The 26,281-nt window shown below is 29.0% G+C and carries 29 protein-coding genes; 22 read left to right on the forward strand and 7 right to left on the reverse strand.

The genetic code is table 11. From position 1 onward, the window contains the following. Window positions 1–7: 7 nt before the first annotated feature. Together CD56_RS03545 and aspS are read right to left on the reverse strand one after the other, a co-directional pair. Window positions 8–580 (reverse strand): adenylate kinase, encoded by a 573-nt coding sequence (locus CD56_RS03545; protein WP_047208203.1) that lies wholly within the window; start codon window positions 578–580, stop codon window positions 8–10. After that, the gene (gene aspS, locus CD56_RS03550; protein ID WP_047208204.1) at window positions 577–2,328 is read right to left on the reverse strand and encodes an aspartate--tRNA ligase; all 1,752 of its coding nucleotides are present in this window, start codon (window positions 2,326–2,328) and stop codon (window positions 577–579) included. Before aspS ends, CD56_RS03545 begins: the two co-directional genes overlap by 4 nt. An 85-nt stretch (window positions 2,329–2,413) precedes the next feature. Between aspS and CD56_RS03555 the strand changes: the two genes are divergently transcribed. The 12 genes from CD56_RS03555 (at window position 2,414) to mrdA (ending at window position 13,115) form a co-directional block, all read left to right on the forward strand. Continuing rightward, complete coding sequence (locus CD56_RS03555) at window positions 2,414–3,244, forward strand: NAD(+)/NADH kinase (RefSeq protein ID WP_047208205.1); 831 nt, start codon at window positions 2,414–2,416, stop codon at window positions 3,242–3,244. Next, window positions 3,244–4,758: an AAA family ATPase gene (locus tag CD56_RS03560; protein ID WP_047208206.1), complete on the forward strand. Its 1,515-nt coding sequence runs from the start codon at window positions 3,244–3,246 to the stop codon at window positions 4,756–4,758. Before CD56_RS03555 ends, CD56_RS03560 begins: the two co-directional genes overlap by 1 nt. Window positions 4,759–4,820: 62 nt before the next feature. Further along, window positions 4,821–6,065 carry a bile resistance response regulator CbrR gene (gene cbrR, locus CD56_RS03565; RefSeq protein ID WP_047208207.1) on the forward strand — a complete coding sequence of 415 codons (1,245 nt, stop codon included), beginning with the start codon at window positions 4,821–4,823 and terminating at the stop codon, window positions 6,063–6,065. Next, a complete protein-coding gene (locus tag CD56_RS03570) occupies window positions 6,056–6,853 on the forward strand; it encodes a TatD family hydrolase (RefSeq protein ID WP_047208208.1) in 798 nt (265 codons plus the stop codon). The genes cbrR and CD56_RS03570 overlap by 10 nt, the downstream gene beginning before the upstream one ends. Beyond that, on the forward strand, window positions 6,853–8,004 hold the full coding sequence (locus CD56_RS03575; protein ID WP_039628244.1) for a membrane-bound lytic murein transglycosylase D: 1,152 nt from the start codon (window positions 6,853–6,855) through the stop codon (window positions 8,002–8,004). The genes CD56_RS03570 and CD56_RS03575 overlap by 1 nt, the downstream gene beginning before the upstream one ends. Further along, complete coding sequence (locus tag CD56_RS03580; protein ID WP_047208209.1) at window positions 7,940–8,779, forward strand: septal ring lytic transglycosylase RlpA family protein; 840 nt, start codon at window positions 7,940–7,942, stop codon at window positions 8,777–8,779. The genes CD56_RS03575 and CD56_RS03580 overlap by 65 nt, the downstream gene beginning before the upstream one ends. Window positions 8,780–8,783: 4 nt before the next feature. Then, window positions 8,784–9,272, forward strand: a complete 489-nt coding sequence (locus CD56_RS03585; RefSeq protein ID WP_047208210.1) for an HAD hydrolase family protein — start codon at window positions 8,784–8,786, stop codon at window positions 9,270–9,272. Further along, complete coding sequence (locus CD56_RS03590) at window positions 9,263–9,769, forward strand: hypothetical protein (RefSeq protein ID WP_047208211.1); 507 nt, start codon at window positions 9,263–9,265, stop codon at window positions 9,767–9,769. Before CD56_RS03585 ends, CD56_RS03590 begins: the two co-directional genes overlap by 10 nt. Beyond that, window positions 9,751–10,209 carry a lipopolysaccharide transport periplasmic protein LptA gene (gene lptA, locus CD56_RS03595; RefSeq protein WP_039628247.1) on the forward strand — a complete coding sequence of 153 codons (459 nt, stop codon included), beginning with the start codon at window positions 9,751–9,753 and terminating at the stop codon, window positions 10,207–10,209. The genes CD56_RS03590 and lptA overlap by 19 nt, the downstream gene beginning before the upstream one ends. After that, a complete protein-coding gene (yihA, locus tag CD56_RS03600) occupies window positions 10,206–10,805 on the forward strand; it encodes a ribosome biogenesis GTP-binding protein YihA/YsxC (protein ID WP_039628248.1) in 600 nt (199 codons plus the stop codon). Before lptA ends, yihA begins: the two co-directional genes overlap by 4 nt. Continuing rightward, entirely contained in the window at window positions 10,795–11,286 is a 492-nt protein-coding gene (locus CD56_RS03605) for a hypothetical protein (RefSeq protein ID WP_047208212.1), read from the forward strand. Before yihA ends, CD56_RS03605 begins: the two co-directional genes overlap by 11 nt. Window positions 11,287–11,288: 2 nt before the next feature. Next, window positions 11,289–13,115, forward strand: a complete 1,827-nt coding sequence (mrdA, locus tag CD56_RS03610; protein WP_047208213.1) for a penicillin-binding protein 2 — start codon at window positions 11,289–11,291, stop codon at window positions 13,113–13,115. On the opposite strand, the gene queA is transcribed toward mrdA, so the two are convergent. The 3 genes from queA to tatB are packed head-to-tail and all read right to left on the reverse strand — an operon-like array spanning window position 13,108 to window position 15,258. After that, complete coding sequence (gene queA / locus CD56_RS03615) at window positions 13,108–14,136, reverse strand: tRNA preQ1(34) S-adenosylmethionine ribosyltransferase-isomerase QueA (protein ID WP_080956330.1); 1,029 nt, start codon at window positions 14,134–14,136, stop codon at window positions 13,108–13,110. The two genes, mrdA and queA, sit on opposite strands and share 8 nt — an antisense overlap. Next, on the reverse strand, window positions 14,123–14,863 hold the full coding sequence (tatC, locus tag CD56_RS03620) for a twin-arginine translocase subunit TatC (protein ID WP_047208214.1): 741 nt from the start codon (window positions 14,861–14,863) through the stop codon (window positions 14,123–14,125). Before tatC ends, queA begins: the two co-directional genes overlap by 14 nt. A 2-nt stretch (window positions 14,864–14,865) precedes the next feature. Next, window positions 14,866–15,258: a Sec-independent protein translocase protein TatB gene (tatB, locus tag CD56_RS03625; RefSeq protein ID WP_039618091.1), complete on the reverse strand. Its 393-nt coding sequence runs from the start codon at window positions 15,256–15,258 to the stop codon at window positions 14,866–14,868. Between the two features lie 149 nt (window positions 15,259–15,407). On the opposite strand from tatB, the gene CD56_RS03630 reads away from it, so the two are divergent. From CD56_RS03630 to arsB, 4 genes are read left to right on the forward strand one after another with little or no spacing between them, the layout of a single operon-like run. Further along, window positions 15,408–16,385: a permease gene (locus tag CD56_RS03630; RefSeq protein WP_047208215.1), complete on the forward strand. Its 978-nt coding sequence runs from the start codon at window positions 15,408–15,410 to the stop codon at window positions 16,383–16,385. Window positions 16,386–16,393: 8 nt separating this feature from the next. Beyond that, window positions 16,394–16,714: an ArsR/SmtB family transcription factor gene (locus CD56_RS03635; protein WP_047208216.1), complete on the forward strand. Its 321-nt coding sequence runs from the start codon at window positions 16,394–16,396 to the stop codon at window positions 16,712–16,714. 1 nt (window position 16,715) lies between these two features. Further along, the gene (locus tag CD56_RS03640; RefSeq protein ID WP_047208217.1) at window positions 16,716–17,123 is read left to right on the forward strand and encodes an arsenate reductase/protein-tyrosine-phosphatase family protein; all 408 of its coding nucleotides are present in this window, start codon (window positions 16,716–16,718) and stop codon (window positions 17,121–17,123) included. Further along, on the forward strand, window positions 17,123–18,136 hold the full coding sequence (arsB, locus tag CD56_RS03645; RefSeq protein ID WP_047208218.1) for an ACR3 family arsenite efflux transporter: 1,014 nt from the start codon (window positions 17,123–17,125) through the stop codon (window positions 18,134–18,136). The genes CD56_RS03640 and arsB overlap by 1 nt, the downstream gene beginning before the upstream one ends. A gap of 14 nt (window positions 18,137–18,150) precedes the next feature. Here arsB and CD56_RS03650 read toward each other — a convergent pair whose 3' ends face one another. Further along, a complete protein-coding gene (locus tag CD56_RS03650) occupies window positions 18,151–18,909 on the reverse strand; it encodes a HugZ family heme oxygenase (protein WP_047208219.1) in 759 nt (252 codons plus the stop codon). Between the two features lie 193 nt (window positions 18,910–19,102). On the opposite strand from CD56_RS03650, the gene CD56_RS03655 reads away from it, so the two are divergent. Further along, entirely contained in the window at window positions 19,103–21,163 is a 2,061-nt protein-coding gene (locus tag CD56_RS03655) for a TonB-dependent receptor (protein ID WP_047208780.1), read from the forward strand. Here CD56_RS03655 and hemW read toward each other — a convergent pair. After that, on the reverse strand, window positions 21,160–22,209 hold the full coding sequence (gene hemW / locus CD56_RS03660) for a radical SAM family heme chaperone HemW (protein WP_047208220.1): 1,050 nt from the start codon (window positions 22,207–22,209) through the stop codon (window positions 21,160–21,162). The genes CD56_RS03655 and hemW overlap by 4 nt on opposite strands. A gap of 80 nt (window positions 22,210–22,289) precedes the next feature. Here hemW and CD56_RS03665 point away from each other — a divergent pair, with 80 nt between their 5' ends. The 5 genes from CD56_RS03665 to folP are packed head-to-tail and all read left to right on the forward strand — an operon-like array spanning window position 22,290 to window position 26,281. Then, entirely contained in the window at window positions 22,290–22,760 is a 471-nt protein-coding gene (locus CD56_RS03665; protein WP_039618104.1) for an RNA pyrophosphohydrolase, read from the forward strand. Beyond that, window positions 22,760–23,962, forward strand: coding sequence for an aspartate kinase (locus CD56_RS03670; protein ID WP_039618106.1), 1,203 nt, complete (start codon window positions 22,760–22,762; stop codon window positions 23,960–23,962). Before CD56_RS03665 ends, CD56_RS03670 begins: the two co-directional genes overlap by 1 nt. After that, complete coding sequence (locus CD56_RS03675) at window positions 23,963–24,499, forward strand: HobA family DNA replication regulator (RefSeq protein ID WP_047208221.1); 537 nt, start codon at window positions 23,963–23,965, stop codon at window positions 24,497–24,499. A 41-nt stretch (window positions 24,500–24,540) separates the two neighbouring features. After that, the gene (locus CD56_RS03680; protein ID WP_047208781.1) at window positions 24,541–25,152 is read left to right on the forward strand and encodes a DNA polymerase III subunit delta'; all 612 of its coding nucleotides are present in this window, start codon (window positions 24,541–24,543) and stop codon (window positions 25,150–25,152) included. Beyond that, on the forward strand, window positions 25,139–26,281 hold the full coding sequence (gene folP / locus CD56_RS03685; protein ID WP_047208222.1) for a dihydropteroate synthase: 1,143 nt from the start codon (window positions 25,139–25,141) through the stop codon (window positions 26,279–26,281). The genes CD56_RS03680 and folP overlap by 14 nt, the downstream gene beginning before the upstream one ends.

Genomic DNA, 26,281 nt, shown 5'->3' on the forward strand with positions numbered 1-26,281 from the left:
TTATCCTTTATTTTAATAAATCATTAATTAAATTTTTCATATCAGCTACGATAGCTTCAATACTTCTTTCACCATTGATTACATGGTGGATATCTTCTTTGGTATAAAAATTTATTATTTCTTCTAAAGGCTCTAAATAAACTTTCATTCTATTGTTAAAAACTTCTTCGTTATCATCAGCACCTCTAGCACGCCCTAAAACTCTTTCTCTAGCAACTTCTTCGCTAACTTTAACTTCTATAACACCTTTTAAATTTACTTCGCTTTGATTTTTTAATACCTTATCAAACTCAAGCATTTGTTCAACACTTCTTGGATAGCCATCGATAAGTATTGTGTTAGTTGGTGCATTTTTTAAAGCAGTGATGATAGTATTAACTACTACTTTCAAAGGAACCAAATTTCCTTTGGAAATAAAACTATCAATAGTCTTTCCAAGCTCACTACCACTAGCAACCTCTGCTCTTAGTAAATCACCTGTAGAATAATGAGTAATGCTTGTATCATCTTTAGCTATGATACTTGCATCAGTTGTTTTACCACTACCTGGTGCACCTATGATTAAAAATAATTGTTTCATTTAGTATTCTCCCTTAATCTTATACCTAGTTCTCTCATTTGTTCATTGCTTACTTCGCTTGGAGCTTGAGTCATAAGACATTGCGCTCTTTGTGTTTTAGGAAATGCTATAACTTCTCTAATGCTTGAAGATTTTGTTAAAAGCATGATAAGTCTATCAAGACCTATTGCTATACCACCATGTGGTGGTGCTCCAAAGCTTAATGCATCAAGTAAGAAGCCAAATTTCTTTCTTTGTTCTTCTTCATCAATATTTAAAAGTTTAAAGACTTTTTGTTGGATAGGGCTTTTATGAATTCTTATACTACCACCGCCTAGTTCTACACCATTTAACACCACATCATGTGCAATAGAATTAATCTCTTCTAAGTCTTGCTCATCAATATTTTTTGGCATAGTAAATGGATGGTGCATTGCAGAATAGCTTCCATCATCATTTTGCTCAAACATAGGAAAATCAATAACCCATAAGAATTCTAACTTATCCTCATCAATGATTTTCATTTCTTCAGCAAGGAATAATCTAAATCTACCCATATAATCAAGCACAGTTTTTTTAGCTCCTGCGCCAAAAAATACTACATCTCCAACTTCTAATTCGCATCTTTGAATTAAAGCATTCAAATCCTCTTCATTAAAGAATTTGCAAAGTGGACCCTTAGGACCATCTTCTTTCATTTGTATAAATGCAAGCCCTGCTGCTCCAAATTTACGCACAAATTCTTCAAATCTTTGCATTTGGCGTTTAGAAAAAATCGTATCGCCTTTTCGAACTCTTAAAGCCTTAATGCGATTTTTCTTTGTATCTTTTGCAATATTTGCAAAAATTTCGTTATTTGATTTTGCAAAAATATCAATCACATCAATAAATTTCATATCAAATCTTAAATCAGGCTTATCAGAGCCATAATTTTCCATAGCTTCTTTATAACTCATTTGTCTAAAAGGTATGCTAATTTCTTTTCCGCAAGCTTTGAAAATATCTTTGAGTAAATTTTCTGCCATGGCTATGATATCTTTTTGCTCACAAAAACTCATTTCTATGTCTATTTGAGTAAATTCAGGTTGGCGATCCGCTCTTAAATCTTCATCTCTAAAACATTTTGCAATTTGAAAATATCTATCAAATCCTGAACACATTAAAAGTTGTTTGAAAAGTTGAGGACTTTGAGGTAGGGCATAAAATTCACCTTGATGTACGCGTGATGGTACTAAATAATCTCTTGCACCTTCTGGAGTGGCTTTAGTTAAAATAGGGGTTTCAACTTCTAAAAATCCCATGCTTGATAAAGAATTTCTTGCTGCTATACAAGCAGTTGATCTTAGAGCAAAATTATCATAAAGTTTTTTACTCCTTAAATCTAAAAATCTATATTTTAATCTTAATTCTTCATTTACGCTTTCATCGCCTATAGCAAAAGGCACTACAGCGCTTTCATTTTCAATAGTAAGTTTGTTTATAACTACTTCTATTTCTCCGGTTTTTAATTTTGGATTTACAAGTCCTTCACCGCGCGGGCGAATTTTTCCTTGTGCTATTAAAACGTATTCGTTTCTTACTGATGAAGCTATATTATGCGCTTCTTGATTATCTGCAGGATCGCATACTAATTGTATAAGTCCGCTACGATCTCTAAGATCGATAAAAATTACACCTCCATGATCGCGGTAAGAATTTACCCAACCACATAATGTTACTTCCGCGCCAACATTTTGTATGTTAAGCTCTGTATTATAATGAGTTCTCAAAATTTTTCCTTAGCTTAATTTTGTTCAATTTTGTTATTATAGTATTTTATTCTTTTGCTTAGCTAAGTTTTGTTATAATTTTTTTATGAAAAAATGTATAAATATAGAAAAAATTCAAAAAATAGGTTTGTTTTGTAGGTTAAACACAAATTTAAATGAGCAAATTGATTTTTTAAGAGCAATTTTTTTGCAAAAAAATATAGAGCTTGTGTTGCTAGAGCAAGAAAAAATTAATCTAAAAGCTTTACAAGAATTGGATTTTTTGATTTCTCTAGGTGGAGATGGTACGCTTTTATCTTTATGCAGACAAGTTTATCAAGCTAAAAAGCCTATTTTGGGTATAAATGCAGGAAACTTAGGTTTTTTAACAGCTCTTTCTTTTAATGAGGTAGAAAGTTTTTTTAAAGATTTTTTTAAAAGTGATTTTAAAATAGAAAAAGCCAAAATGCTTCAAATAACGCTTTGTAAAAAAAATAAAATCATTAAAAAATTTGCTTTTAATGACGCAGTTTTTTCGCGTGATAATGCTTTGATGGCAAATGTGGAAGTTTTCTTTGAAAATAAACTTTTTAATGCTTATTATGGAGATGGTTTGATTATAGCTAGTTCAAGTGGTTCAACTGCTTATAATATTAGCGCAGGTGGGCCTATAGTGCATCCTTGGAGTGAAATTTTTGTTTTAACGCCAGTTTGTTCTCATTCTTTAACCCAAAGACCTATAGTTTTGCCTTATGGATTTGAGCTTGAATTAAAAGTTGAGCATTGTTTACTGTATTTAGATGGACAAGAAGTGATTGATCCTAAAGAATATGATAAAATTCTTATAGGACTTAGTAAAAAAGAACTTAGTTTTATACATAAAAAAGATAGAGATTATTTCCAAGTTTTAAAAGAAAAGTTAAATTGGGGTAAGTGATGATAGAAAGTATTTTGATTAAAGAAAATTTAGGTTTTAAACAAGCAAAATTAGACTTAGAAGCTGGACTTACTGTCTTTACTGGCTTAAGTGGTGCTGGAAAGTCTGTACTTTTTAAGGCTATTTTAGCAGCATTTGCTCTAAGTGAGAGTGAAGCAAAGATGGTGGAAGTTTTATTAAACGATGAGCTTGAATTAGATGAGTTTGGTATTGAAAATGAAGAATTAAATGTATTTAAACTTTTAAAAGATAAAAGCTCGCGTTATTTTATCAATAATCAACTTATTTCAAAAAAGAATTTAGCCTTGCTTTCTAAGAAATTTGTAAAATATCTTTCAGCTAAGGATAATAATGAGTTCTCAAATGAAAGATTTTTAAACTTACTTGATTTTATGCAATCAAAAGAAGATAAGAAATTTCAAGATTTTTTAAATGAATATAAAAATATTTATAAAGAATATATGGAAAATAAAGCTAAATTAGAAAAAATTCAAGAAGAAGAAAAAAAGGTAGGAGAATTAAAAGAATTTACTAGCTTTGAAATACAAAAAATCCAAAGCATTAATCCAAAAATTGGCGAATTTGATGAATTAATGAGTTTTAAAAAAAGACTTTCTAAAAAAGACAAAATCGATGCAGCTTGGAATAGGGCAAGTAGAATTTTTGAGTTAGAATCGGCAGTGGTTGAAGCTTTGCAAATTAGTGATGTTGATAGTTCATTTTTTTCAGAGTGTTTAAATGAACTAAGGGTAGTGTGGGAAAATCAAAGTTTTGATGATTTTGATTTTGATATAGAAGAAGTGCTTGATAGGATAGAAAAACTTTCTTCTTTGATTTCAAAATATGGAAGCATAGAAGAAGCTTTAGAAGCTTTAGAGAAGAAAAAAGCAGAATTAGCTCATTATGAAAATTTAAGTTTTGAAAAAAAGGAATTAGAAGAAAAAGTACAAAATGCTAAAATGCTTTTAGATGAGAAAAGCCAAAAATTAAGTACTTTGCGTAAAAAAAGATTAAAAGAGCTTGAAAAATTACTTAATTTTTATCTTGAAAAACTTTATATGAAAGAAGTTAAATTAGAGCTTAAAGATTGCGCTTTAAGTATTTTGGGTAAAGATGAGGTGAGTTTAAATATCAATGAAGCTAGTTTGAAAAATTTAAGCTCAGGTGAGATAAACCGTTTAAGACTTTCTTTTATTGCAACTGAATGTAATGTTACCAATAAAGCTAGTGGGATAATATTTTTAGATGAAATTGATGCAAATTTAAGCGGCAAAGAAGCAATGAGTATAGCTGAAGTTTTAAAAGAGCTTGCTAAGTTTTATCAAATTTTTGCAATTTCGCATTTACCGCAACTTTCATCAAAAGCAAGTAACCATTTTTTAGTAGAAAAAATAGAAAATGAAAGTAGGGTAAGAAAAATAGAAAAAGAAGAAAGAGTGAGAGAGCTTGCTAGAATGGTAAGTGGGGAAAATATCACACAAGAGGCTTTAGAATTTACTAGAACTTTACTTTAAAAACAAAAAGTAAATTTTCTATATGATATAATAATAGTTTTAAATTACAAAGAGAGTTGGCTATGGAAGAAAAAATTTTAATTATTGATGATAATAAAATGCTTACAAAGCTTTTAGCAAAAAAAGTAGAGAATACTTTAGGTCTAAAAGTGGATGTTGCCTTTGATATGAATAGCGCTAAAGAATTAGTAAAAAATGATTATTTTATGGCTTTTGTGGATCTTTGTTTGCCAGATGCTCCTAATGGAGAAGTGGTGGATGTGGTTTTAGAAAAAAATATTCCTGCTATAGTGCTTACTGGAAGCAGTGATGGTCAAACACGTAAAAAATTTATGGAAAAAGATATTATAGGTTATATTCAAAAAGATAGCGAAAGCTGTATTGATGAAATGCTAAGCTCCATTAGAATGCTTCAAAAAAATAATAAAACTAAAATTATTTTAGCAATTGCTAATGTAACTTTACGTGCGGAAATGAAAAAAAATCTTAATAATCAGCTTTTTAATGTTTTAGCAGCAGCACATGGAGAAGAGGCGCTAAATTATCTAAGTGATAATCCTGATACAAAATTAGTAATTTGTGATGCAACTATGCCTGTAATTAATGGGGAAGATTTGCTTGTAGAAATTCGCTCAAAATACTCTAAAATAGAACTTGGTGTGATTATGGTTGGAGATAAAGATGATGCGCTAGAGGCAAGAGCTTTTAGGAAAGGTGTGAATGATTATGTGATTAGACCTTTCCAAAAAGAATCACTTAATTGTAGAGTGAATAATTGTTTAGATTATATGCAAAAATGTGTTTTACTTGATGAATACAGTTTGGGTAAAGATTTGCTAACAGGTCTTGATGATTATGCAAATTTTGAAAAAAGATTTTTAGATTATTTAGAAGATATGCAAGAAAATGAAGAAATGGCTTTGGCATTAATTGATATTGATAATCTTGCAACAATCAATTATGAGTTAAGCTATGATTGCGGTGATGGAGTGATAAAACACACTGCTAAAAAAATCAAAGATCAAATTCGTGGTATGGATTTAGCAACTAGAATTGAAGATGGTAAATTTTACGTACTTTTAAAAAATACAGATAATAAAGAAGCATTGAAAGCTTTTTCAAATATAAGAGTAAATATTGCCAAAGAAAGTGTCTTAATAGCTCTAGATGAAGTAGATTATAGTGTTTCTGTTGGGGTTGCTTTTGGAATTAAAACAAGTCAAATGCAAGATTTGCTTAATAATGCTCAAAAGGCACTAGATTTAGCTAAGGCTAATGGTAAAAATAGGGTAGAGGTATGTTTTTAGATTGTGATTTTAATGAAAAAATCATAGATACACATTGTCATCTAGATAGTCAAGCTTATTTTGGATATTTAGATGAAATGTTAAATCATGCCTTTGCTAATGGAGTAGATAAAATCATCATACCTGGTGCAGATATAAAAGATTTGCCAAGAGCAAGAGAAATTGCGCATAATTATAAAAATGTGTATTTTTCTTGTGGGGTACATCCTTATGATATAGATGATTTTGATTTAGATATTTTAAAAGAATTTATAAATGATAAAAAATGTGTTGCAGTGGGTGAGTGTGGGCTTGATTATTATCGTTTAAAGGCTGATGAAGATGAAATAAAAGCAAAACAAAAAGAAGTTTTTATAGCTCAAATTCAACTAGCTATTGAATATAAAAAGCCTTTGATTGTGCATGTGCGTGAGGCTAATGAAGATAGTTTTAATATTTTAAAAACATATGCAAAGGATTTACAAGGTGGTGTTTTGCATTGTTTTAATGCTAGTGAGCTTTTACTTCAGTTAGCAGATAATGGTTTTTATTTTGGTATAGGTGGGGTTTTAACTTTTAAAAATGCAAAAAAACTAGTAGAAATTTTACCTAAAATTCCAAAAGATAAGCTTGTTTTAGAAACAGATGGGCCTTATTTAACTCCAGAACCACATCGTGGCAAGGTAAATGATCCTATTTTGACGCATTTTGTAGCTCAAAAAATGGCCGAACTTTTAAATTTATCAAAAAATGAAATAATAAAACTTACTAATTTTAACGCTAATCGTTTGTTTTTCCAAGGTTTATAATGAAAAAAAGCTTTTTGTTTTTTATTTTAGTATTATTATGTTTAAATGCTAAGGCCTTACAATTTACTCCAGAGCATTACACACAGCAGGCACAAATCTTAAGAAATTTAGATATAGAAGCAAGTTATCTTAGTGATATGATTTTTTTAGAATTTAAAGAATCTTCCATGGATATGCATTCTAAAACTTTAGTAGATACGATGAGGGAATTTTATAAAATCACCCCGATTATCCGCAAAATATTAGAAAAAGAAAATATTCCTCAAGAATTTTTGTATTTAGCGATTGTAGAATCTGGTTTAAAAATTCATAGTATTTCAAGAACTAAAGCAGTAGGTGTTTGGCAATTTATGAAACCAACCGCACAAACTTTGGGTTTAAGGATAGATCCTTATGTAGATGAGAGAAAAGATTTGGTAAAATCAACTTATGCAGCTATTGCTTATTTAAAACAATTAAAAGAGCAGTTTGGAAAATGGTATTTGGCTATTTTAGCTTATAATTGTGGTGATGGTAAATTACGTCAAGCTATAAAAAAAGCAAAAAGTGATGATTTGAGGGTTTTACTTGATCCTGATAAAAAATACTTGCCATTAGAAACTAGGATTTTTATTAGAAAAATTCTTACTATGGCATTTTTGGCTAATAATAATGATTTTTTAATTTCTCAAGATAGCGCCTTGCTTAATTATGCTCTATCAAGTGAAGTTAAAAAAATCTCAGTTCCCCCAAGTGTTTCTTTAAGAGAGCTTGCTAAAGTAGCTAAAATGTCTTATAATGAATTTAAACGTTATAATCCACATTTTAATTATGACTTTACTCCACCTGATAAAAAAGATTATTATATGTACATTCCTTTAAGTAAAAGCGTAGCGGTAGAAAAGGCATTAGAGAATGTAAAATTAGCTAAGGTGGATACAACCATTCCGCATACAAAAATTTATATAGTAAAAGAGGGTGATAGCCTTTATACTATTGCAAGAAAACATAAAATAAGTGTTGAAAGCATTAAAGAATATAATAAAATCAAAGGAAATTTAATCAATATCAATCAAAAACTTGTGTTAAAAATTAAGGAGAATAATAATGCAAAAATCAAAACAACTCAAAAAATATCAAAAAACTCTCATACAAAAGTCGTTAGTCGTTAGTTGTGTAGGCGTTTTATTTAGTGCTTGTAGTATGGTACCTATTAGCACGCCTACTGTGTATTACCCAGAAAGAGATTTTAAAAGTATAAAGCATAATAATACAAGCTTAAAAGGCACTATGAAACCTTACACTATTAATGGTAAAACTTATTATCCAACAGTAGTAGAAGTAGGTGAGACTGCTGATGGTATAGCTAGTTGGTATGGACCAGGTTTTCATGGTAAAAAAACTTCTAATGGTGAAACTTATGATCAACACGCATATACCGCAGCTCATAAAACTTTACCTATGAATACCATAGTAAAAGTAACTAATTTAAAAAATCATCGTCAAACCACTGTTAGGATTAACGATAGAGGACCTTTTGTAGCAGGTAGGATTATAGACTTATCTAATATGGCTGCAAGAGATATAGATATGATTCAAGCAGGAACAGCTCCTGTAAGACTTGAAGTGATTGGCTTTGGAACAAGTGCAAGTTCGGGTTCGGTGCATACTAATTCTAATTTAGGCAGCAGTGGAGAGATTGCTGATAGTGGTCATATTTTCCAAGGTGGATCTTTTATGGTGCAAATTGGAGCATTTAGAAATAAAAGTGGCGCAGAGCTAATAGCAAGTAGGTATAAAAACTATAATTCTTATACTTCAACAATACAAACAAGTGCTAAAGATGGCTTACATAGAGTATTTTTAAAAGGTTTTAGAAGTGAGCAAGAAGCAAGAGATTTTGCTGATAGTGGATCTTTCCCAGGTGCGTTTATAGTAAGAGAGTAAAATCATGATAGAACTTATTTTTTTAGATGTAGATGGTTGTTTAACAGATGGTAAAATCATCTACACACAAAATTATGGTGAGATTAAAGAATTTAATGTAAAAGATGGCGCAGCAATTGAAGCTTGGCAAAAGCTTGGTAAAAAAGTTGCTATTATTACAGGTAGGACTAGCGAGTGTGTATATTTTAGAGCTAGGGATTTAAAAATTGATTTAGTCTATCAAGGTATTAGTGATAAACTAGCTTGTGCTAAAGAAATTTTAGAAAAATTAAATTTAGATTTTTCTCAATGTGCTGCTATTGGGGATTATTATAATGATATGAGTTTGCTTGAAGCAGTTGGATATAGCTTCAAACCAAAAGATGCACACAAGGCTTTGAAAACTGATAAAGTTTTAAATAGAAAAGGTGGTAATGGAGCGGTGAGTGAGATGATTGAAATTTTGATTGAACATAATAGTATGCAAGCTCAATGGGATAAACTTTGGCGATAAAAATTTTTGCTATATTAATGAGTTTATTCGCCTTTGTTATGGTGATTTTAAGTACCCAAGATCCGTATTTATTCGCCATAAAACCACAAAAGGTAGATGTGGCAAATATGCAAGCTTTTGATGTGCTTGATTATGAGTTAAATGCTAGTGTAATTAAGGCTACATATCAGGCAAGTCGTTGGGTAAAATACCAAGATAAAGATATTTTTGATGATTTTAAAGTACAAGCGCTTGATTATAATTTAAGTTCAGATTTATTAGTAAGAAATGAAGAAAAATCCATTTTAGAAGGCAATGTAAGCTATTTTGATCATAATCAAACTTCTATTTTTACCCAAAAAGCAACTTATGATATGAAAAATAAAATTTTATTTTCTAATGATAATTTTAAAGCATATATAGGTTTAAATGAAGTTTTTGGGGATAGTTTTTTATATGATGTAAATCAAAAAGAATTAAAAATTCAAGGAATAAAAGCATGGTTTTTAGAGCAATAATTTTTTTGTGTTTGTTAAATTTATTTGCACTTGGTGCACAAAAAATAGAAGTTTACGCTAAAGATTTTTACTTAGATGAAAAAAATGAAACAAGTGTATTAACAGGTGATGTGGAAGTTAAAAAAGGCAAAGATGTTTTAAATTCGCAAAAATTGGTTATTTATATGAAGAACAAACAGCCTGTTAAATATATAGCCACTAAAGATGCTAAATTTAAAATCATGATGAAAGATAAAACTTATCATGGAAGTGGTGATGAGTTTATTTATAATGTAGCTAAGGATACATATGAGATTAATGGCAATGCAAAAATTACAGAAATGCAAACAAAAAAAGAACTCATAGGGGATAAAATCATAGTAGATAGAAAAAATATGACTTATAGAGTAGTGAGTAAAGATAAAAAACCCGCTAAATTTGTATTTGAAGTAAAAGAATGATACTAAATGCTAAATTTTTAATCTCTGCTTCTAAAATAGATGAAGCCCCACAACCTATATACACTGAAATAGCTTTTTTAGGACGCTCTAATGTGGGTAAAAGTTCTTTGATTAATACTCTTTGTAAGAATAAAAATTTAGCAAAAAGCTCTTCAACTCCAGGCAAAACACAACTCATTAATTTTTTTGAAGTTGATTGTAAAAAAGATGAAGATAAATTTAAACTAGTATTTATTGATTTGCCTGGTTTTGGTTATGCTAAAGTGAGCAAAAAAACTAAGGCTATTTGGAATAAAAATTTAGATGAGTTTTTAAAAGAGCGCAGTTCTATCAAGCTTTTTATTCATCTGATAGATTCAAGGCATGATAATTTAGATATTGATACAAATTTAGATTTATATTTAGATTCTTTTATTAGAGCAGATCAAAAAAAAATAACAGTTTTTACAAAGGCAGATAAGCTCAATCAAAGTCAAAAAGCAAAAATTTTAAATGCAAATAAAAATGCCATTTTGGTGTCAAATTTGAAAAAAAGTGGTATTGATAAATTAGAACAAAAAATCATTTTAGAGAGCTTGGGTTTTAATGAGGAGTAGAAATTTAGTAAAAAATAGATTTGATTTTTCTTATTTATTTTTTTATCTATCTTTGATTTTTTATCAAGTATTAAGCTCTGTGTATTACTGGATGCCTCCTTTATTTGGGGTATTTTTTTGTTATATGATAGTGCTTTTAAAAGAAAAAGAAAGAACCCTTAATAAACTTGATTTTAGATGGTATTTTTCTTTGTTTTATCTTTTATTAATTGATGTTATTCATGGATTTTATCTTTTTAGCTCATGGATAGCTTTTTTTATTTTTTATCATTTTTTTGTGGATTGGTTTAAAAGCAAATTAAAACTAGGGCATTATTTGCTCGTTATATTCACTTTATGTGCTTATATTTTCATCTATCTTTTTGATGTGTTTTTAGCATATTTAGATAATAATGAAATTTTAAAATTTGGTATTGAGTATTTATGGTTTTTTACTGTTGAAGCTTTGATTTCTTTTATTATTTTTAAAGGAAAAATCTAATTATGCGTATGCGTTTAGTAATGGGCTTTATAGCTTGCTTTTTTATGCTTTTACTAGCTAGAGTATATTATATAAGTATAAAATCTAATGTTTATTATGAAGAAATAGCCAAGCAAAATGCTATTAAAACGCAGTTTTTAGCACCCGTAAGAGGACAAATTTTAGACATAAAGGGTAGACCTTTAGCAGTAAATAAATTAGGTTTTTCGATCTCTATAAAACCATATTTGTATATAAAAAAGAAAAATAGAAATCTTTTAGAACAAGAATTACAAGCTATAGTAGGAGCTTTTCCTGATTTAAATGCCACTAAACTCAAAAGAGTTTATATGAAAGCGGATTCTTATTATAATCAAGATTATATAGAAGTGGTTCCATTTATAGAATATGATGCGATGATTAAACATTTTACTAAGCTAAATTTGCGTGAAAATATGCAAGTTAAATCTACCACTCAAAGATTTTATCCTTATGATGCTTTAGCTAGCCATGTTATAGGTTATGTTGGAAAAGCAAATCTAAATGATATGAATGAAAATGAAATTGCAAGATTGACTAGCTATGTAGGGCGTAGTGGTATAGAGCGTTCTTATAATGAAATTTTGCAAGGTCAAAAGGGTGAAAAGGTTAGCAAGGTAAATGCATTAAATAAAGAAATAGAAGAACTTTCTTACAAAAAACCTATATCAAGTAATATTACTCTAAGCATTGATCTTGATTTGCAAGAATACTTAGCTAGTATTTTTGAAAATTTAGCAGGTGCAGCTATAATAATGGATGTAAAAAGTGGGGCTATTTTAGCAGCGGGAAGTTTTCCTGAGTACAATCTCAATCCTTTTGTAACAGGCATCACTCAAGAGGAGTGGGATCGTTTGTCTAATGATTTAAACCATCCTTTTACTAATAAACTTATTAATGGTCTTTATCCTCCGGGTTCTGTTGTGAAAATGGGTACAGCTTTAGCATTTTTAGATAGTGGAAAAGTAAGCGAAAATCACAAATATTTGTGTGATTCTAACTTTGAGCTTGGTGGTAGAAAATTTAGATGTTGGAAGGCTATAGGTCATGGTTATGTAGATATGAATGATGCTATTAGAGAAAGCTGTGATGTGTATTTTTATAAAGGTGCCTTAGAAGTTGGTATTGATACTATTAGTTCTGTTTTTGAAAGGATAGGTTTTGGTACAAAAACAGGAGTTGATTTACCTAATGAATTCATAGGAACAGTTCCCAATAGAATATGGAAAAAAGAAAAATACAACCAACCATGGTATCAAGGTGAAACTTTAAATACAAGCATAGGGCAAGGTGATTTTCTTGCTACTCCTATGCAAGTGGCTAAATTTACAGCTATGATTGCTACAGCGAAAAATATCACACCACATTTTTTACATAGTGTTGATGATAATGTTACTAAGATAAATTTTGACAATAATGAAAGTGTTTTTACGACTTTTGAATTATCAAAACTCCCACTTTTAAGGCGTGCCATGTATGAAGTTGCCAATGTTGATGGTGGAACTACAGCAAGATTTTTAAGAAATTCGCCTATTACTATAGCAGCCAAGACAGGAACAGCACAAGTAGTTGGAATTTCTCAAAGTGAAAAAAAGCGTATTAAAGAAGAGGATTTGGAGTATTTTTTAAGATCTCATGCTTGGATTACTTCTTATGCACCTTATGAAAAGCCACAATATGTAGTGGTAGTTTTAATCGAACATGGGAAAAGTGGTAGTAGTACAGGAGGGCCTATACTGGCTAAAATTTATCAAAAACTTATAGATTTGGGTTATATTGATAAAAAATATATCAAGAAAAAGACTAAATAATTAGCATTCCATCGCCATAAGAATAAAAACGATAGTTATTTTCTATGGCTTCATGGTAAAGCCCTAAGGTTTTTTCTCTACCTATAAATGCCGCTACAAGCATAATTAAAGTTGATTTTGGTAAGTGAAAATTAGTAAGTAAATAATCAAGTCTTTGCGGGGTATTTTGCGGGTGTAAAAACAAATCACAAAAACCTTCTTTTATTTTTTTTCTATGATAATATTCTATACAACGAGTAACAGTGGTACCAACGCCTAGTATTTTCTTAGAAGAATCAATCAAAGCACAAGTTTCATCATCAATATGAAAAAATTCTGAATGCATTTTATGATTACGTATATCTTCACATTCTACACCTTTAAAAGTTCCTGCGCCAACGTGTAGTGTAATAGTATGGATATTATGATTTTTTTTAAGTTCATTGATCATCGCTTCATCAAAGTGTAAGCTTGCAGTAGGTGCAGCAACTGCGCCTTGATTTTTAGCAAAAATGCTTTGATAGTTAATGCTATCTTGTGCTTCATCTGCTCTTTTAATATAAGGCGGTAAAGGCACATGGCCTATTTTTTCTAAAATTTCAAAAACTTCATGATGATTAAGCTCTTTTTCATTATTAGAAAACTTTACTTCTCTTGTACCATCATCATGTAATTTTTTGATTTTAGCTTTTAAAGAATTTTCAAAATATAAAATTTGTCCTTCTTTAACCTTACCCCGAATTTGCACTAAAAAATCATTATTTTTTAAAGGATGATTAATGAAAAGTTCTATTTTACTACCATTTTCTTTGTTTCCATAAATTCTTGCTTTGATGACTTTAGTATCATTAAAGATGATTTCACAAGGTGGTAAAATTTTAGCTAAGTCTTTAAAATGTAAATGTGAAATTTGATCTTTATATCTTTCATATACTAAAAGCTTGGCATTTTCTTTGGGTAAAATAGGAAAATTTGCTATAAGTTCATTAGGTAAGTTATAATCATAACTAGAAAGCAAAAGATCTTTATCAATCATTTTCATCATCTTCTTTTTGGCTAGGATTAACTTTTTTAGCTATATAAATAGAAATCCCATAAAGTCCACACAAAGGCACAGCCATTAAAAATTGCGATATAACATCAGGTGGTGTCATCATAGCTGAGAAAACAAAAATCACTAAAACAGAAACTCTAAAATGTTTTTTCAAAAAAGTATCATCAACAAGTCCAAGTTTAGCAAAGAAAAAGGTTATTACAGGCATTTCAAATGCTAAACCAAAAGCAATTACTAATTTAGTAAAAAAGCCTACATATAAACCTATGCTAATTAAAGGCTTAAAATCTTGGGTTTGCACCCCAAAATCAATCAAAAATTTAAAAGCCAAAGGTATAACTATATAATAACAAAACAAAGCACCAAGTGCAAACATAATGCTAGCAAAGCTTACAAAAGGCACTACTAATCTTTTTTCATTATCATAAAGTCCGGGTGCTACAAATTTCCAAAACTGCCAAAAAATAACCGGTAAAGAAATCAAAAAAGCTGTAAAAAACGAAACCTTCATCGCAGTAAATAAAGGCTCTTGTAACTCAACGAAGGTCATTTGTCTTGAAATTTCAGGTAAGGCTGCTTCAACAGGTGCTTTTAGTATATCTATGATATAGTTATTAAAACTAAAACATACAAAAAACATCACAACAACACAAGCAACACTTATAAATAATCTTTTTCTAAGTTCTACTAAATGTGGTTTTAATTCTTCAAACATTCTTAGCTTTCCATTTTCTGAGTATTTTTTTCATCTTTTTGAATTTTTTCTTCAAGATTAGAAAGTTCTTGTATATCCTTTTCTAAATCATTAATTTCACTTTTTAATTCTTTGGTATTATTTAAAATATCTTCTTTGAGTTGATCAAATTCTTCAAAACTTAGTTTTTTTCTGATATTTTCATTAGTTTGTGAAAATTCATCTTTGTATTTTTGTGCTTCATCTTTTAATTCTGCTATTTTTAGTTCTTTATTAATACTTGCTTTTGCTTCATCAATATTGCTTTTAATGGCTTTTAAAATTTTTGCAATTTCAACTATAGTTGAAGGTAATTTTTCAGGCCCAAGCACTAAAATAGCTACAACTAAAATAACTAAAATTTCACCAAAACTCATTATTTTATCTTCTTTCGCTTGAATATATGGTTTACATTTTACATAAAAATACTTAAAAATATTATTACTTTTATCATATTAATATATAAATATATCTTGATATATTAATATATTTTTGTTATATTTGTTTAAAAATAAAAAGGAAAAGCATGGAAAAATTAGTTTTTATTTTAAAAGATTTTTTGATTTTATTTATAGAAATATCTGTTTTGTTTATTTTAGTTAGTATGCTTATTGCTTATTTAAATGAGCGCTATGCTAAATTTTTTAATGAGCATTTAAAGAAAGATTCTTTTACAAGCTATATAAAAGCCATACTTTTAGGTTGTTTAACTCCATTTTGCTCATGCTCAAGCATACCGCTTTTAAACGCATTTTTAAAAGCTAAAATTCCACTTGGGGTATGTATAGCTTATTTAATCACCTCGCCTTTAATTAATCCTATTATAGTAGTGATGTTTGTAGTAAGTTTTGGTTTAAAAATATCCTTATTATACGTGGGATTTTTATTTTTCGTGATTTTATTTCTTGCTTTTTGTGTTTCTAAAATAAACACTCGAAAATTTTTTAATGAAGACTTTTTAAAAAATGATTTAGAGCAAAAATCATGTTGTTCTAATAATACTTTTCAAAGCTCATGTTGTCAAAAACCTAGTTCTATTTTTGTTAAAAATTCTAAAGTTAGCGGTAAAGTTTTGAAATTTAAGGCTAAGACAAAAGACAATAAAATCAAAATGTTATTTATGCAAAGCTTTAAAGAGTATAAAAAAATATTACCTTATATTGTTATAGGTATGGGTATTGGAGCTTTTATACATGGCTTTTTCCCACAAGATTTTTTCCAAAATTATATGAAAGATTATGGAGTATTTGGCATATTTATAGCAGCTTTTATAGGAGTTTTACTTTATATGAATTGTACTGCTATGATACCTGTAGCACTAGCTTTAACTACTAGCGGAATTCCACTTGGTATAATGATGAGTTTTCTAATAGCAGGAGCAGGGTGTTCTTTACCTGAGCTTATTTTGCTTAAAAGAATTTTCAAAACAAGCTTTTTGGTTTTATTTGCAAGTATGATAGTTTTTATAGCAATTAGCTTTGGGCTTTTAATATTTTTTATATAAGGATTTTTATGCAAGAGTTTTTAAAAATAACAAGTGCAATTAATGATGAAAGTAGGATTTTAATTCTAGCTTTTTTACAAAAACATGGAAAGCTTTGTGTATGCGATCTACAAAGCTCGTTAAATATGAGTCAATCAAGGCTTTCAAGGCATTTAAAAATTTTAAAAGAGGCTAATTTTTTAGAAGTAGATAGACAAGGTGTTTGGGCGTATTATGGAGTAAAAGAAAATTTAAATAATTTTTGCAATGATATACTAAAAAACATCGATGAGCTTTCTATGAAACTTCCTGAGCTTAAAAGATTTTCTTGTGAATGCCCTAAGGAATAAAATGAAAATAGCTTTTATTTGCATTCATAATAGTTGCAGATCTCAAATGGCTGAAGCTTTATGTAAAAAAATGACTACAGAACTTGGTTTAAATTTAGAGATTTATTCGGCAGGAAGTGATATTTCTAAGGGAATTAATCCTAAGGCTATAAAGATTTTAAAGCAAAAATATACACTTGATATAAGTTCTTATAAGGCAAAGGGTTTTGATAGTTTACCTAAGGATTTAGATATTGTTGTAGGAATGGGTTGTGGGGTGGTTTGTCCAAACATTGAAGCAAAGTTTCATTTTGACTTTGGTTTAGAAGATCCTAGTGGTTTTGAAGATGAAGATTTTATTAAAGTAGTGGAAAGCTTGGAATTAAAACTTAAAGAGCTTTTAGAAAAAATCACACAAGGAGAGCTTTAATGCTTGGTTTTATAGATAGATTTTTGACTTTGTGGATTTTTATAGCTATGGCTTTAGGTTTGTTTTTGGGGTTTATCTTTCCTAATATTACAAATTTTTGGGAGAGTTTTAATTATAATCAAAATAATGTTTTGCTTATGGTGTGCTTGGTTTTAATGATGTATCCACCTTTGGCTAAGGTTGAGTATAAAAAAATATTTAAAATTTTTCATTCTTTTAAAGCTTTAATACTTTCTTTGTTTTTAAACTGGATTTTTGGTCCTATTTTGATGTTTATATTAGCTTGGGTGTTTTTAAAAAATGATCTTGATTATATGCAAGGTATTATCATCATAGGTTTAGCTCGTTGTGTAGCTATGGTGGTAGTTTGGAGTGATTTAGCTAAGGCTGATAAAGAGTACACTGCTGCTTTGGTGGGTATTAATACCATTTTTCAAATTTTGTGTTTTGCTTTTTATGTGTACTTATTTTTAGAATTTTTTCCTTCTCTTTTAGGCTTGAGTTTTCAAAATAACCTAGAAATAAGAATGGATGAAATTTTGAAAAATGTGGCAATTTATCTTGGTTTGCCTTTTTTACTAGGGATTTTAAGTAGGGTTATTTTTATTAGTTTAAAAGGCAAAGAATGGTTTGAGCAAAAATTCTTACCTAAAATTAGTCCTATTACGCTTATTACTTTACTTTTTACTATCATTATTATGTGCTCTTACCGATCAAAAGATATTTTTAGTTTACCTTTGGATGTATTTAAAATTTGCATTCCTTTGTTTTTATATTTTGTGATAATGTTTTATAGTTCTTGGTTTATAAGTAAAAAACTTGGTTTAAACTATGAAAAAAACACAGCTATTAGTTTTAGCGCTAGTGGTAATAATTTTGAACTTGCCATAGCTATATCCATTGCATCTTTTGGTATAAACTCATTACAATCATTTGCTGCTATTATAGGCCCATTGATTGAAGTGCCTGTTTTGATTTTACTTGTTAAATGGGCTTTGAAGTTTAAATATTGATAACACCGCTAAAATTAGTGGTGTTGATTTTTATGAGAGAATTTATGGGGATGTTTACCCTTAATATGAATAATTTTACCATCTTGTATATCATAAGCTTGCCCAAATCCTTTCACAAAGCGTCCATTGTGAAAGTCAAGTTTAATCAAATGAAAATCAAGCATTGTTCTGATCATCTTTACTGCTTTATCATCTTTTACTTGTTTTTCAAATTCGTCATATTTTTTATCAAAATCATTGTTTCTTTCGAGTATGGTTGCACTTGCTTTATAGCGCAATCTTTTTCTTAATGTTACCGAGCTTGCTTTGCATTCATCTTCTAAAAACATCACTTCAATATTTTTTGGATTTGCTTTGATATTGTTAAAGTGCTCGCTGATTTGACTAATGTAAATATAATTTTCAGTTTGAAATCTAAAAAATGGAGCATAAGAGCAAGTAGTTTCGCCATTTTCTGTTAGTGTTGCTAAAATGATAGAGTTATATTGAGCAATAAATTCATTAATTTCTTGATGGATATTTTCTGTGTTATCGCTTTTTGCGCCTAAACAAAGTTCTATGATTGCATCTTTAATAGAATTTTCATCAGCTTTTGTTGGAAAATTAACACGTAATGTTTGATTATTGTTATAGATAATATCTAATCCTTCAAAATCAACACTTTGCAATGTAGCATTTTTGATTGTTTTGGAATTAGAAAAATTTTTACATAAATCTATTAGATTAGATTGGTGATGCGAATTCATATGAGATATGATATTTTTAAAATCCATACTTCCCCTTTTTTTATTTATTTTTGAGAAAATATATCAATTATCATTTTAAAAACTTCTTAAATAATTTTTTATCTATTTTTAATTTAAATGAGAGTATATTTCGCATTTTTTATGATATAAATTATCATTATTATAATAAGGATTAATTTTGAATAAATATAAAATTGTTGTTTTATTATATGCAAGTGTTATGTTTTTAAGCGCACATAGTGAAGAAGCAAATATAAATTTAGAACAATCTATTGCAATCGCTGAAATTGAAGAAGATATTGATAATGGATTAAAAAATATGATTGTTTTAGATAAAAAATGGATTTCTAAAAATGGATTTAATTCTATTACTCAAGCTTTAGAAAAAATACCAGAAGTGAATTTTGTTAATTTTGGTTTAGGGTCTAGTATTGATATAAGGGGTCAAGGTAATAAATCAAATACAGCTGTAAAAATTATGGTAGATGGAAAATCTATTAACACTTTAGATAGTTCTCATAATATAGCACCTATTAATAGTATTGATATTAACAATATTGAACGAATAGAAGTGATTCCAGGTGGTGGTTCTATATTATATGGAAATGGTGCCAAAGGCGGTGTTGTTAATATAGTTACTCAAAAAGCAAAGAAAGAGTATTTTTCATTTAATACGAATTTTCAAAGCCAAAGAAGTGGAATAGATGGTGGAAATTTTGGTTTTAATATGAGTAAAATGATAAAAGATGGTGTATTTTTTGGTTTAAATATGCAAGCTTATAATAAAAATGGTTTTATACAAGGATATCATGAAAAAGGGTATTATGCTAATGCAAATATTTTTACCCATGTTGGCGATAATGGGACTTTATTGCTTGATTATAATTATTTTCAAAATACAGACACAAATAAAGGATATTTAACGTATTCTCAAATCAACTCCAAGCAAGATACAATAAATCAAGATGAAAATATAGTCAAAACAACTATGCCTCAATTGGGCATTAAATATGATTTATTTTTGCAAGATAATTTAGAATTTTCCTTTGAAACTTTCTTACAAAGACAAAAAGTTCAATACTTAAAAGATACAGTCTCTTTAATGGGTGTTAAAGCATATCAAGATGGAAGTGAATTTAAAGATGATCTTTTTGGGGTAAAATTTAAAGCTAAATATTATTATTTGCATAATTCAAACATTATTTCTGGTTATGAGTTTTTAAATCATAATGCTAAGCGTAAAAGTTTATTGCAATATAATGTCCCAAATATCATTTTATATCACAATATGACGACATTGATGGATATGAATAAGCAAAGTCATTCATTTTTTACTTTAAATTCTCACTCTTTTAACGATGTTTTTACCTTATTGAGTGGTTTTAGATATGAATGGAGTGGTTATAAAACAAATAGATCTTTTAGAAATCAAATGGATGTAAATTTCCCATCTGCTAATTTCCCTAAAGACGAGTTGTTAGAGTTTAGTTCTCAATCAAATAGTAGTAATTTTGCTTTAGAGTTAACACCTAGTATTAAATATTCAGACACTGGAATTATATATTTTAAATACGAAAAAGGTTTTATTTCTCCAAATCCATCCCAACTAGTAAATAAAGAACAAAAAAATCAAAAATATTATTCCACTGACTTAAATTCTGAAATTTTCAATAGCTTTGAAATTGGATTTAATGACTTATTGTGGAATTTTTATGGCATAAATTTGAAAATGTTTTATACTCAAAGCAAAGATGAAATTTCATATATTGGAAATCCGCACTCAATCTCTGGTTCATGGTGGAAATACTATAACATAGAGGAGACAAGACGTTTTGGTATGGAGTTGAATACAGAACAAAAAATCATAAAGGATACTTTAATATTTAAAGAAGGATTGACTTATATTGATGCAAAAATTTCTAAAGGCATAAACAATGGGATGAAAATTCCTTATGTGTCTAAAATAAAAACATTTTTTGGTATTGATTATTATTTGAATTCAAATTTAAATACTTTTATTGATTTGAGTTATTACTCAAAAGCTAAGGAAGGTGGTATTGTTGATGAAAATAGTGGAAAGATAATTAAAAGTAATTGGATTAAAGATTATATGATAACTAATATTGGGTTGAGTTATAATTATAAAAATTTTCAAATGTCTGCTGGTATACGTAATTTATTTGATGAAAAGTATTTTACATATCAAGATAGTATAAATGATCAATATTTATTAGGCAAGCGTAGAAATTACTATGCTGAGTTTAGGTATATCCTTGATTAAGTACTAATATATAAAGCTAGCTCATCACTTAAAAGGTAGTTGGTGTTATAAAAAATTCCATTTTTATAGACTAACTTTCCTTTTTTGTTAAGAAAAATCGCCTTATCTTTTTCTAAAGGTTCTAGCTTTGCTTCATCTACCCCTATAATACTTCTAAGCCCTAGAAAAATATGTTCTAAACGCAAATCTTTTGAATTTAAATTTTCAAGCTCTCTAAAACAAGGATTTGCTATATAATCTTTTAAACTTTTTTTAGTATAAAATCTTTGATTTTTTAAAAATCCTACCGCACTTAAACCACAGCCTATATAGTCTTTTCCTTGCCAGTAAGCAAGGTTGTGTTTGCAAATTTGTCCAAAATTACTGATTTCATATTGTTTATAATCAAGGTTTTCAATCGCTTTAATAAAATACTTTGCAAGACGTGGTGCATTTTTTTTAAAATGAAATTTTTTAGCAAATCTTGTCTTTTCTTCTATAGTTAGATTATAAGCACTTACATGGCTAATATCAAGTAAGGCAAGATTGGAAATTTCATAATCAAGCATTTTTTTATCATCAAGTTTTGTATCATAAATTAAGTCTAAATTTATATTATCAAATCCTGCTTTTTTTGCATTTTCTATACTAGTAAAAATACTTTTTTGATCATGAATACGCCCAAGAAATTGTAATTTTTTTTCATGAAAACTTTGCACTCCAAAAGAAATACGATTAAAACCTAAATTTTTTATCTCTTTAAGCCAAGAAAAATTACTCGAGTTGGGGTTTGCTTCTATGCTGATTTCACTATCTTTGTGTAAATAACTTTGTAAAAAAATAAATATTTTCTCATAAAAACTAACTTCCATTAAACTAGGCGTACCACCACCTACAAAAACAGTCTTTATGGAATTTTTATCAAGCTTGAAAAAATCTAGTTGATATTTTATATCTTGCATTAAGGCATTTAAATAATCTTTTTCAAAGTCCTTTTTTTTAAGCGAGGTAAAAGAACAATAAAAACACTTACTTTCGCAAAATGGTATATGTATATATAAATGCATAAAACTTCTTTAAAATGTGATTATAAATTCGTATTTTTTTGTTAGAATTATATTATTTAAAAGTCAAGGATAAGAAAATCATGGAAAAAGAAAAAAAATATAGGCCAAATGTAGCTGCTATAATATTATCATCAGCTTATCCTTTTGAATGTAAAATTTTACTTGCTAAACGTAATGATATGGAAGATATATGGCAATTTCCTCAAGGTGGTATAGATGAGGGGGAGGATGCTAAAAGTGCATTGTTTAGAGAATTAAAAGAAGAAATAGGTACAGATGAGGTTGAAATTTTAGCCGAACATCCTGAGTGGATTAGTTATGATTTTCCAGCTAAGGTTGCACAAAAAATGTATCCTTATGATGGCCAAAGTCAAAAATATTTTTTAGTTAGATTGAAAAATAAAGCTGTTGTTAATTTAAATACTAAAAATCCTGAATTTGATGCATATAAGTTTGCTTCATTAGAAGATGTTTATGATATGATTAACCATTTTAAAAAACCTATATATATTAAGGTTTTAAAATATTTTAAAGAAAGGGGGTATATTTAATGCTGATCGTACAAAAATATGGGGGAACAAGCGTAGGAACGCTTGAGCGTATTGATGAAGTTGCTAAAAGAGTAGCAAAAAGTAAAAAAACTTGCGATAAGTTAGTTGTTGTAGTTTCTGCGATGAGTGGAGTGACTAATGAGCTTATCGATTTTGCACACCATTTTAGTAAAAACCCTTCAGGTCGTGAGATGGATATGCTTTTAAGTAGTGGTGAGCGCGTAACTTCATCTTTACTTGCTATTGCATTAAATGAAATGGGTTTAAAAGCCACTGCATTTTCCGGACGCAATGCAGGGATTATTACAGATGATGTTTATACTAAAGCAAGAATTGAACACATTGATACTACAAATATTAACAAAGCTTTAGATGAAGGATATATCGTAGTAGTTGCTGGCTTTCAAGGTATTGACAAAATGGGTAATGTTACTACTTTGGGTCGTGGTGGAAGCGACTTAAGTGCAGTTGCGTTAGCGGGGGCTTTAAATGCTGATTTATGTGAGATTTATACTGATGTAGATGGAGTATATACTACCGATCCTAGAATTGAACCAAAGGCTAAAAAGCTAGATAAAATTTCTTATGAAGAAATGCTAGAGCTTGCAAGTTTAGGAGCTAAAGTTTTACAAAACCGCTCTGTAGAGCTTGCTAAAAAATTAAATGTGAAATTAGTTACTAGAAGTAGCTTTAATGAAAATGAAGGGACGATTATTACTAAGGAGGAAAATATGGAACAGGCTTTGGTTAGTGGTATAGCACTAGATAAAAACCAAGCAAGGGTTACTTTAAGAAATATTGATGATAAACCAGGTATTGCTGCTGAAATTTTTGGAACTTTAGCAAATGAAAATATCAATGTGGATATGATTATCCAAAATGTCGGAGTAGATGGAGCTACAAATTTAGGCTTTACAGTGCCTGAAAACGAGCTTGATTTAGCAACTAATGCTATGAAAAAAGTTTTAGGTGCTAATGCTAATATAGAAACAGATAGTGCTGTGGTAAAAGTTTCAGTTGTGGGTGTGGGTATGAAATCACATTCTGGGGTAGCTTCAGCAGCTTTTAAAGCTCTAGCAAATGAAAATATTAACATACAAATGATTTCTACAAGTGAAATTAAAATTTCAGTTATCGTGCATGAAAAATACGGCGAATTGGCTGTAAGAGTATTGCATGAAGTTTATAAACTAGATGTATAAATGAGCAATAGTTTTTTAAAATTTACCCTAGAACAAATCCGAGAAAATGGTACTTATACAAGTTGGTTAGAAGAAAGGCGTCTTGAATGGTCGCCTTTGATTGCTTCTAAGTTAGCTTTGCTTTTGCAAGGTTATACTTTTATTGTGATTACTGATGAGCAAAGAGCTTGGTTTGAAGAGTATTTTTTAAGCCAAATTAACGCCAGTTCTACAAGACCTTTGGTGCCTTTTGTGTCTTTAAAAGGAATTTATAATAAAGCTTGTAATACCCAAGAAGATATAGATTTGCTTAATGATCTTTTGAGTATTTCTTTTCCTAACGGTTATGCTTTTTTTTATATAGGAACCAATACAGGGTTTAAATTTAAAATCGCTAATTCTAAAGCAGAAAGTATGCTTTGGCTTTTTGATGAGCAATTGCAAAATAGTTTTTATCTTTCCTCGCGTGATAAAGAATTAGACTATAAACTTATTTCTTTATATAAAGTATTTGAACAAAGCTTAGAGGCTGTACTTTTTTCTAAGGTAGAAATTTGAATCTAAGAAATAAAATCATTATTCATAATGATTTTGAACTAATGCAAGAAAAACTCACAGAAGAATATGGAGCAAAAAATCTTAAATTTTTCATACCTAAAAATCCTGACTTAGAATTAAGACTAAATGACTTAACCTATGATAAAAACGCTCAAGCAACCGCAAAAGCTATTATGAAAGAAAGCTATGTAGCTGAAGCACAAGCTAAAATCATTGTTATACTAGCTAGATCTTTTCGTGAAGAAGCGCAAAATTTTTTACTAAAGCTTTTTGAAGAGCCACCAAAAAATGTATATTTTATCATCGTAGCTCCTTCAAAAAATGTTTTTTTGCCTACTATACTTTCAAGATTTATCGTAGAAAAGCATAAAATTCAAAAAGAAAAAATATCTTTAAATTTGGATCTTAAAAAAATAGATCTTGCTCAAATTGCTTCATTATTAAAACAATATGAAAATATAGACAAGCATGAGTGTTTAGAGCTAATTAGTGCTTTAAGCCATGAGTGCTTTAAACAAGATATAAAATTAAACGATGAAGAAATCGAATTTTTCTACAAAGCTTATGAGTTAGCTAAATTAAATGCAAAGCCAACTATTTTACTAAGTACCATAGCTTTAATTTTACACGAGAGAAAAAATGAAAATCATTAAAATCAATCCTAACACAGACTTTGAACAAATTTCTAAATATATAAAACCACACAAAGCGGGTGAGAAAATTATGAGTGAAAAAACTCAAATTCATTTTTTTCTTATTAAAGAGTTAAGAGCGCCTGCTGCAAATATACTCAAGCAAGATGCACTAAGAGTTGGAGCTGAGCTTGTAACACATAAAGAAGTTATACTAGGTAAAGAACATACTAATGCCTTGCTTATGGTAACGCAAGATCAAGCCAAAAAGCTTATAGAAAAAGAAAAATTACAAGATTTTAAGCTTAAAAATTTAGCACTATTTTTAAAGTCTAACTTCACTAAACCAAAATATGCAAAAATTATGGGTGTGATGAATATCAATGAAGATAGTTTTAATGCTCAAAGCAGGGTTAAAGAAAATGAAGTTTTAGAAAAAATAGAACTTATGATTTCTCAAGGGGCTGATTATATAGATATAGGTGCGGTTTCTTCAAGACCTGGTAGTGTGTATTGTGGGAAAGAAGAAGAGTTTAAGCGTTTAAAAAATACCTTAGATTTAATCTATAAAGAAAAACTTTATGAAAAATGTATTTTTAGTTTAGATAGTTTTGATGAGTATTGTTTAGAATATGCTTTAAATAAAGGCTTTAAGCTTATTAATGATATTACTGGTTTTAAAAATGAAAATTTAGCCAAACTAGCTTTAAAATACAAAGCCACTTATACACTCATGCATATACAAAATACCCCACAAAATATGCAAGATAACCCACATTATGAAGATGTGTTAGCCGAGCTTGATGATTTTTTTGCGCAAAAGCTAGAAAGGCTAAGTGAGCTTGGTTTAGAAGATGTGGTTTTAGATGTTGGCATTGGTTTTGGTAAAAGTCCTTGGCATAATATGATGTTAATCAAACACTTAGAGCATTTTTTACGCTTTGAAAAAGAACTTTTAATTGGAGCTAGTAGGAAAAGTGTGATAAATGCTTATTTTAATTCAAGTGTTGAGCAAAGACTAGCTGGTACGCTTTATTTGCATTTGGAGGCTTTCAAAAATGGTGCAAGTATTATAAGAGTGCATGATGTGTATGAGCATAAACAAATGTTTGAACTTGCAAAAGCTATGGATGAACTTTCTTTGGAGTAG

Source organism: Campylobacter lari, assembly GCF_001017575.1.
GTDB classification, from domain to species: domain Bacteria; phylum Campylobacterota; class Campylobacteria; order Campylobacterales; family Campylobacteraceae; genus Campylobacter_D; species Campylobacter_D lari_C.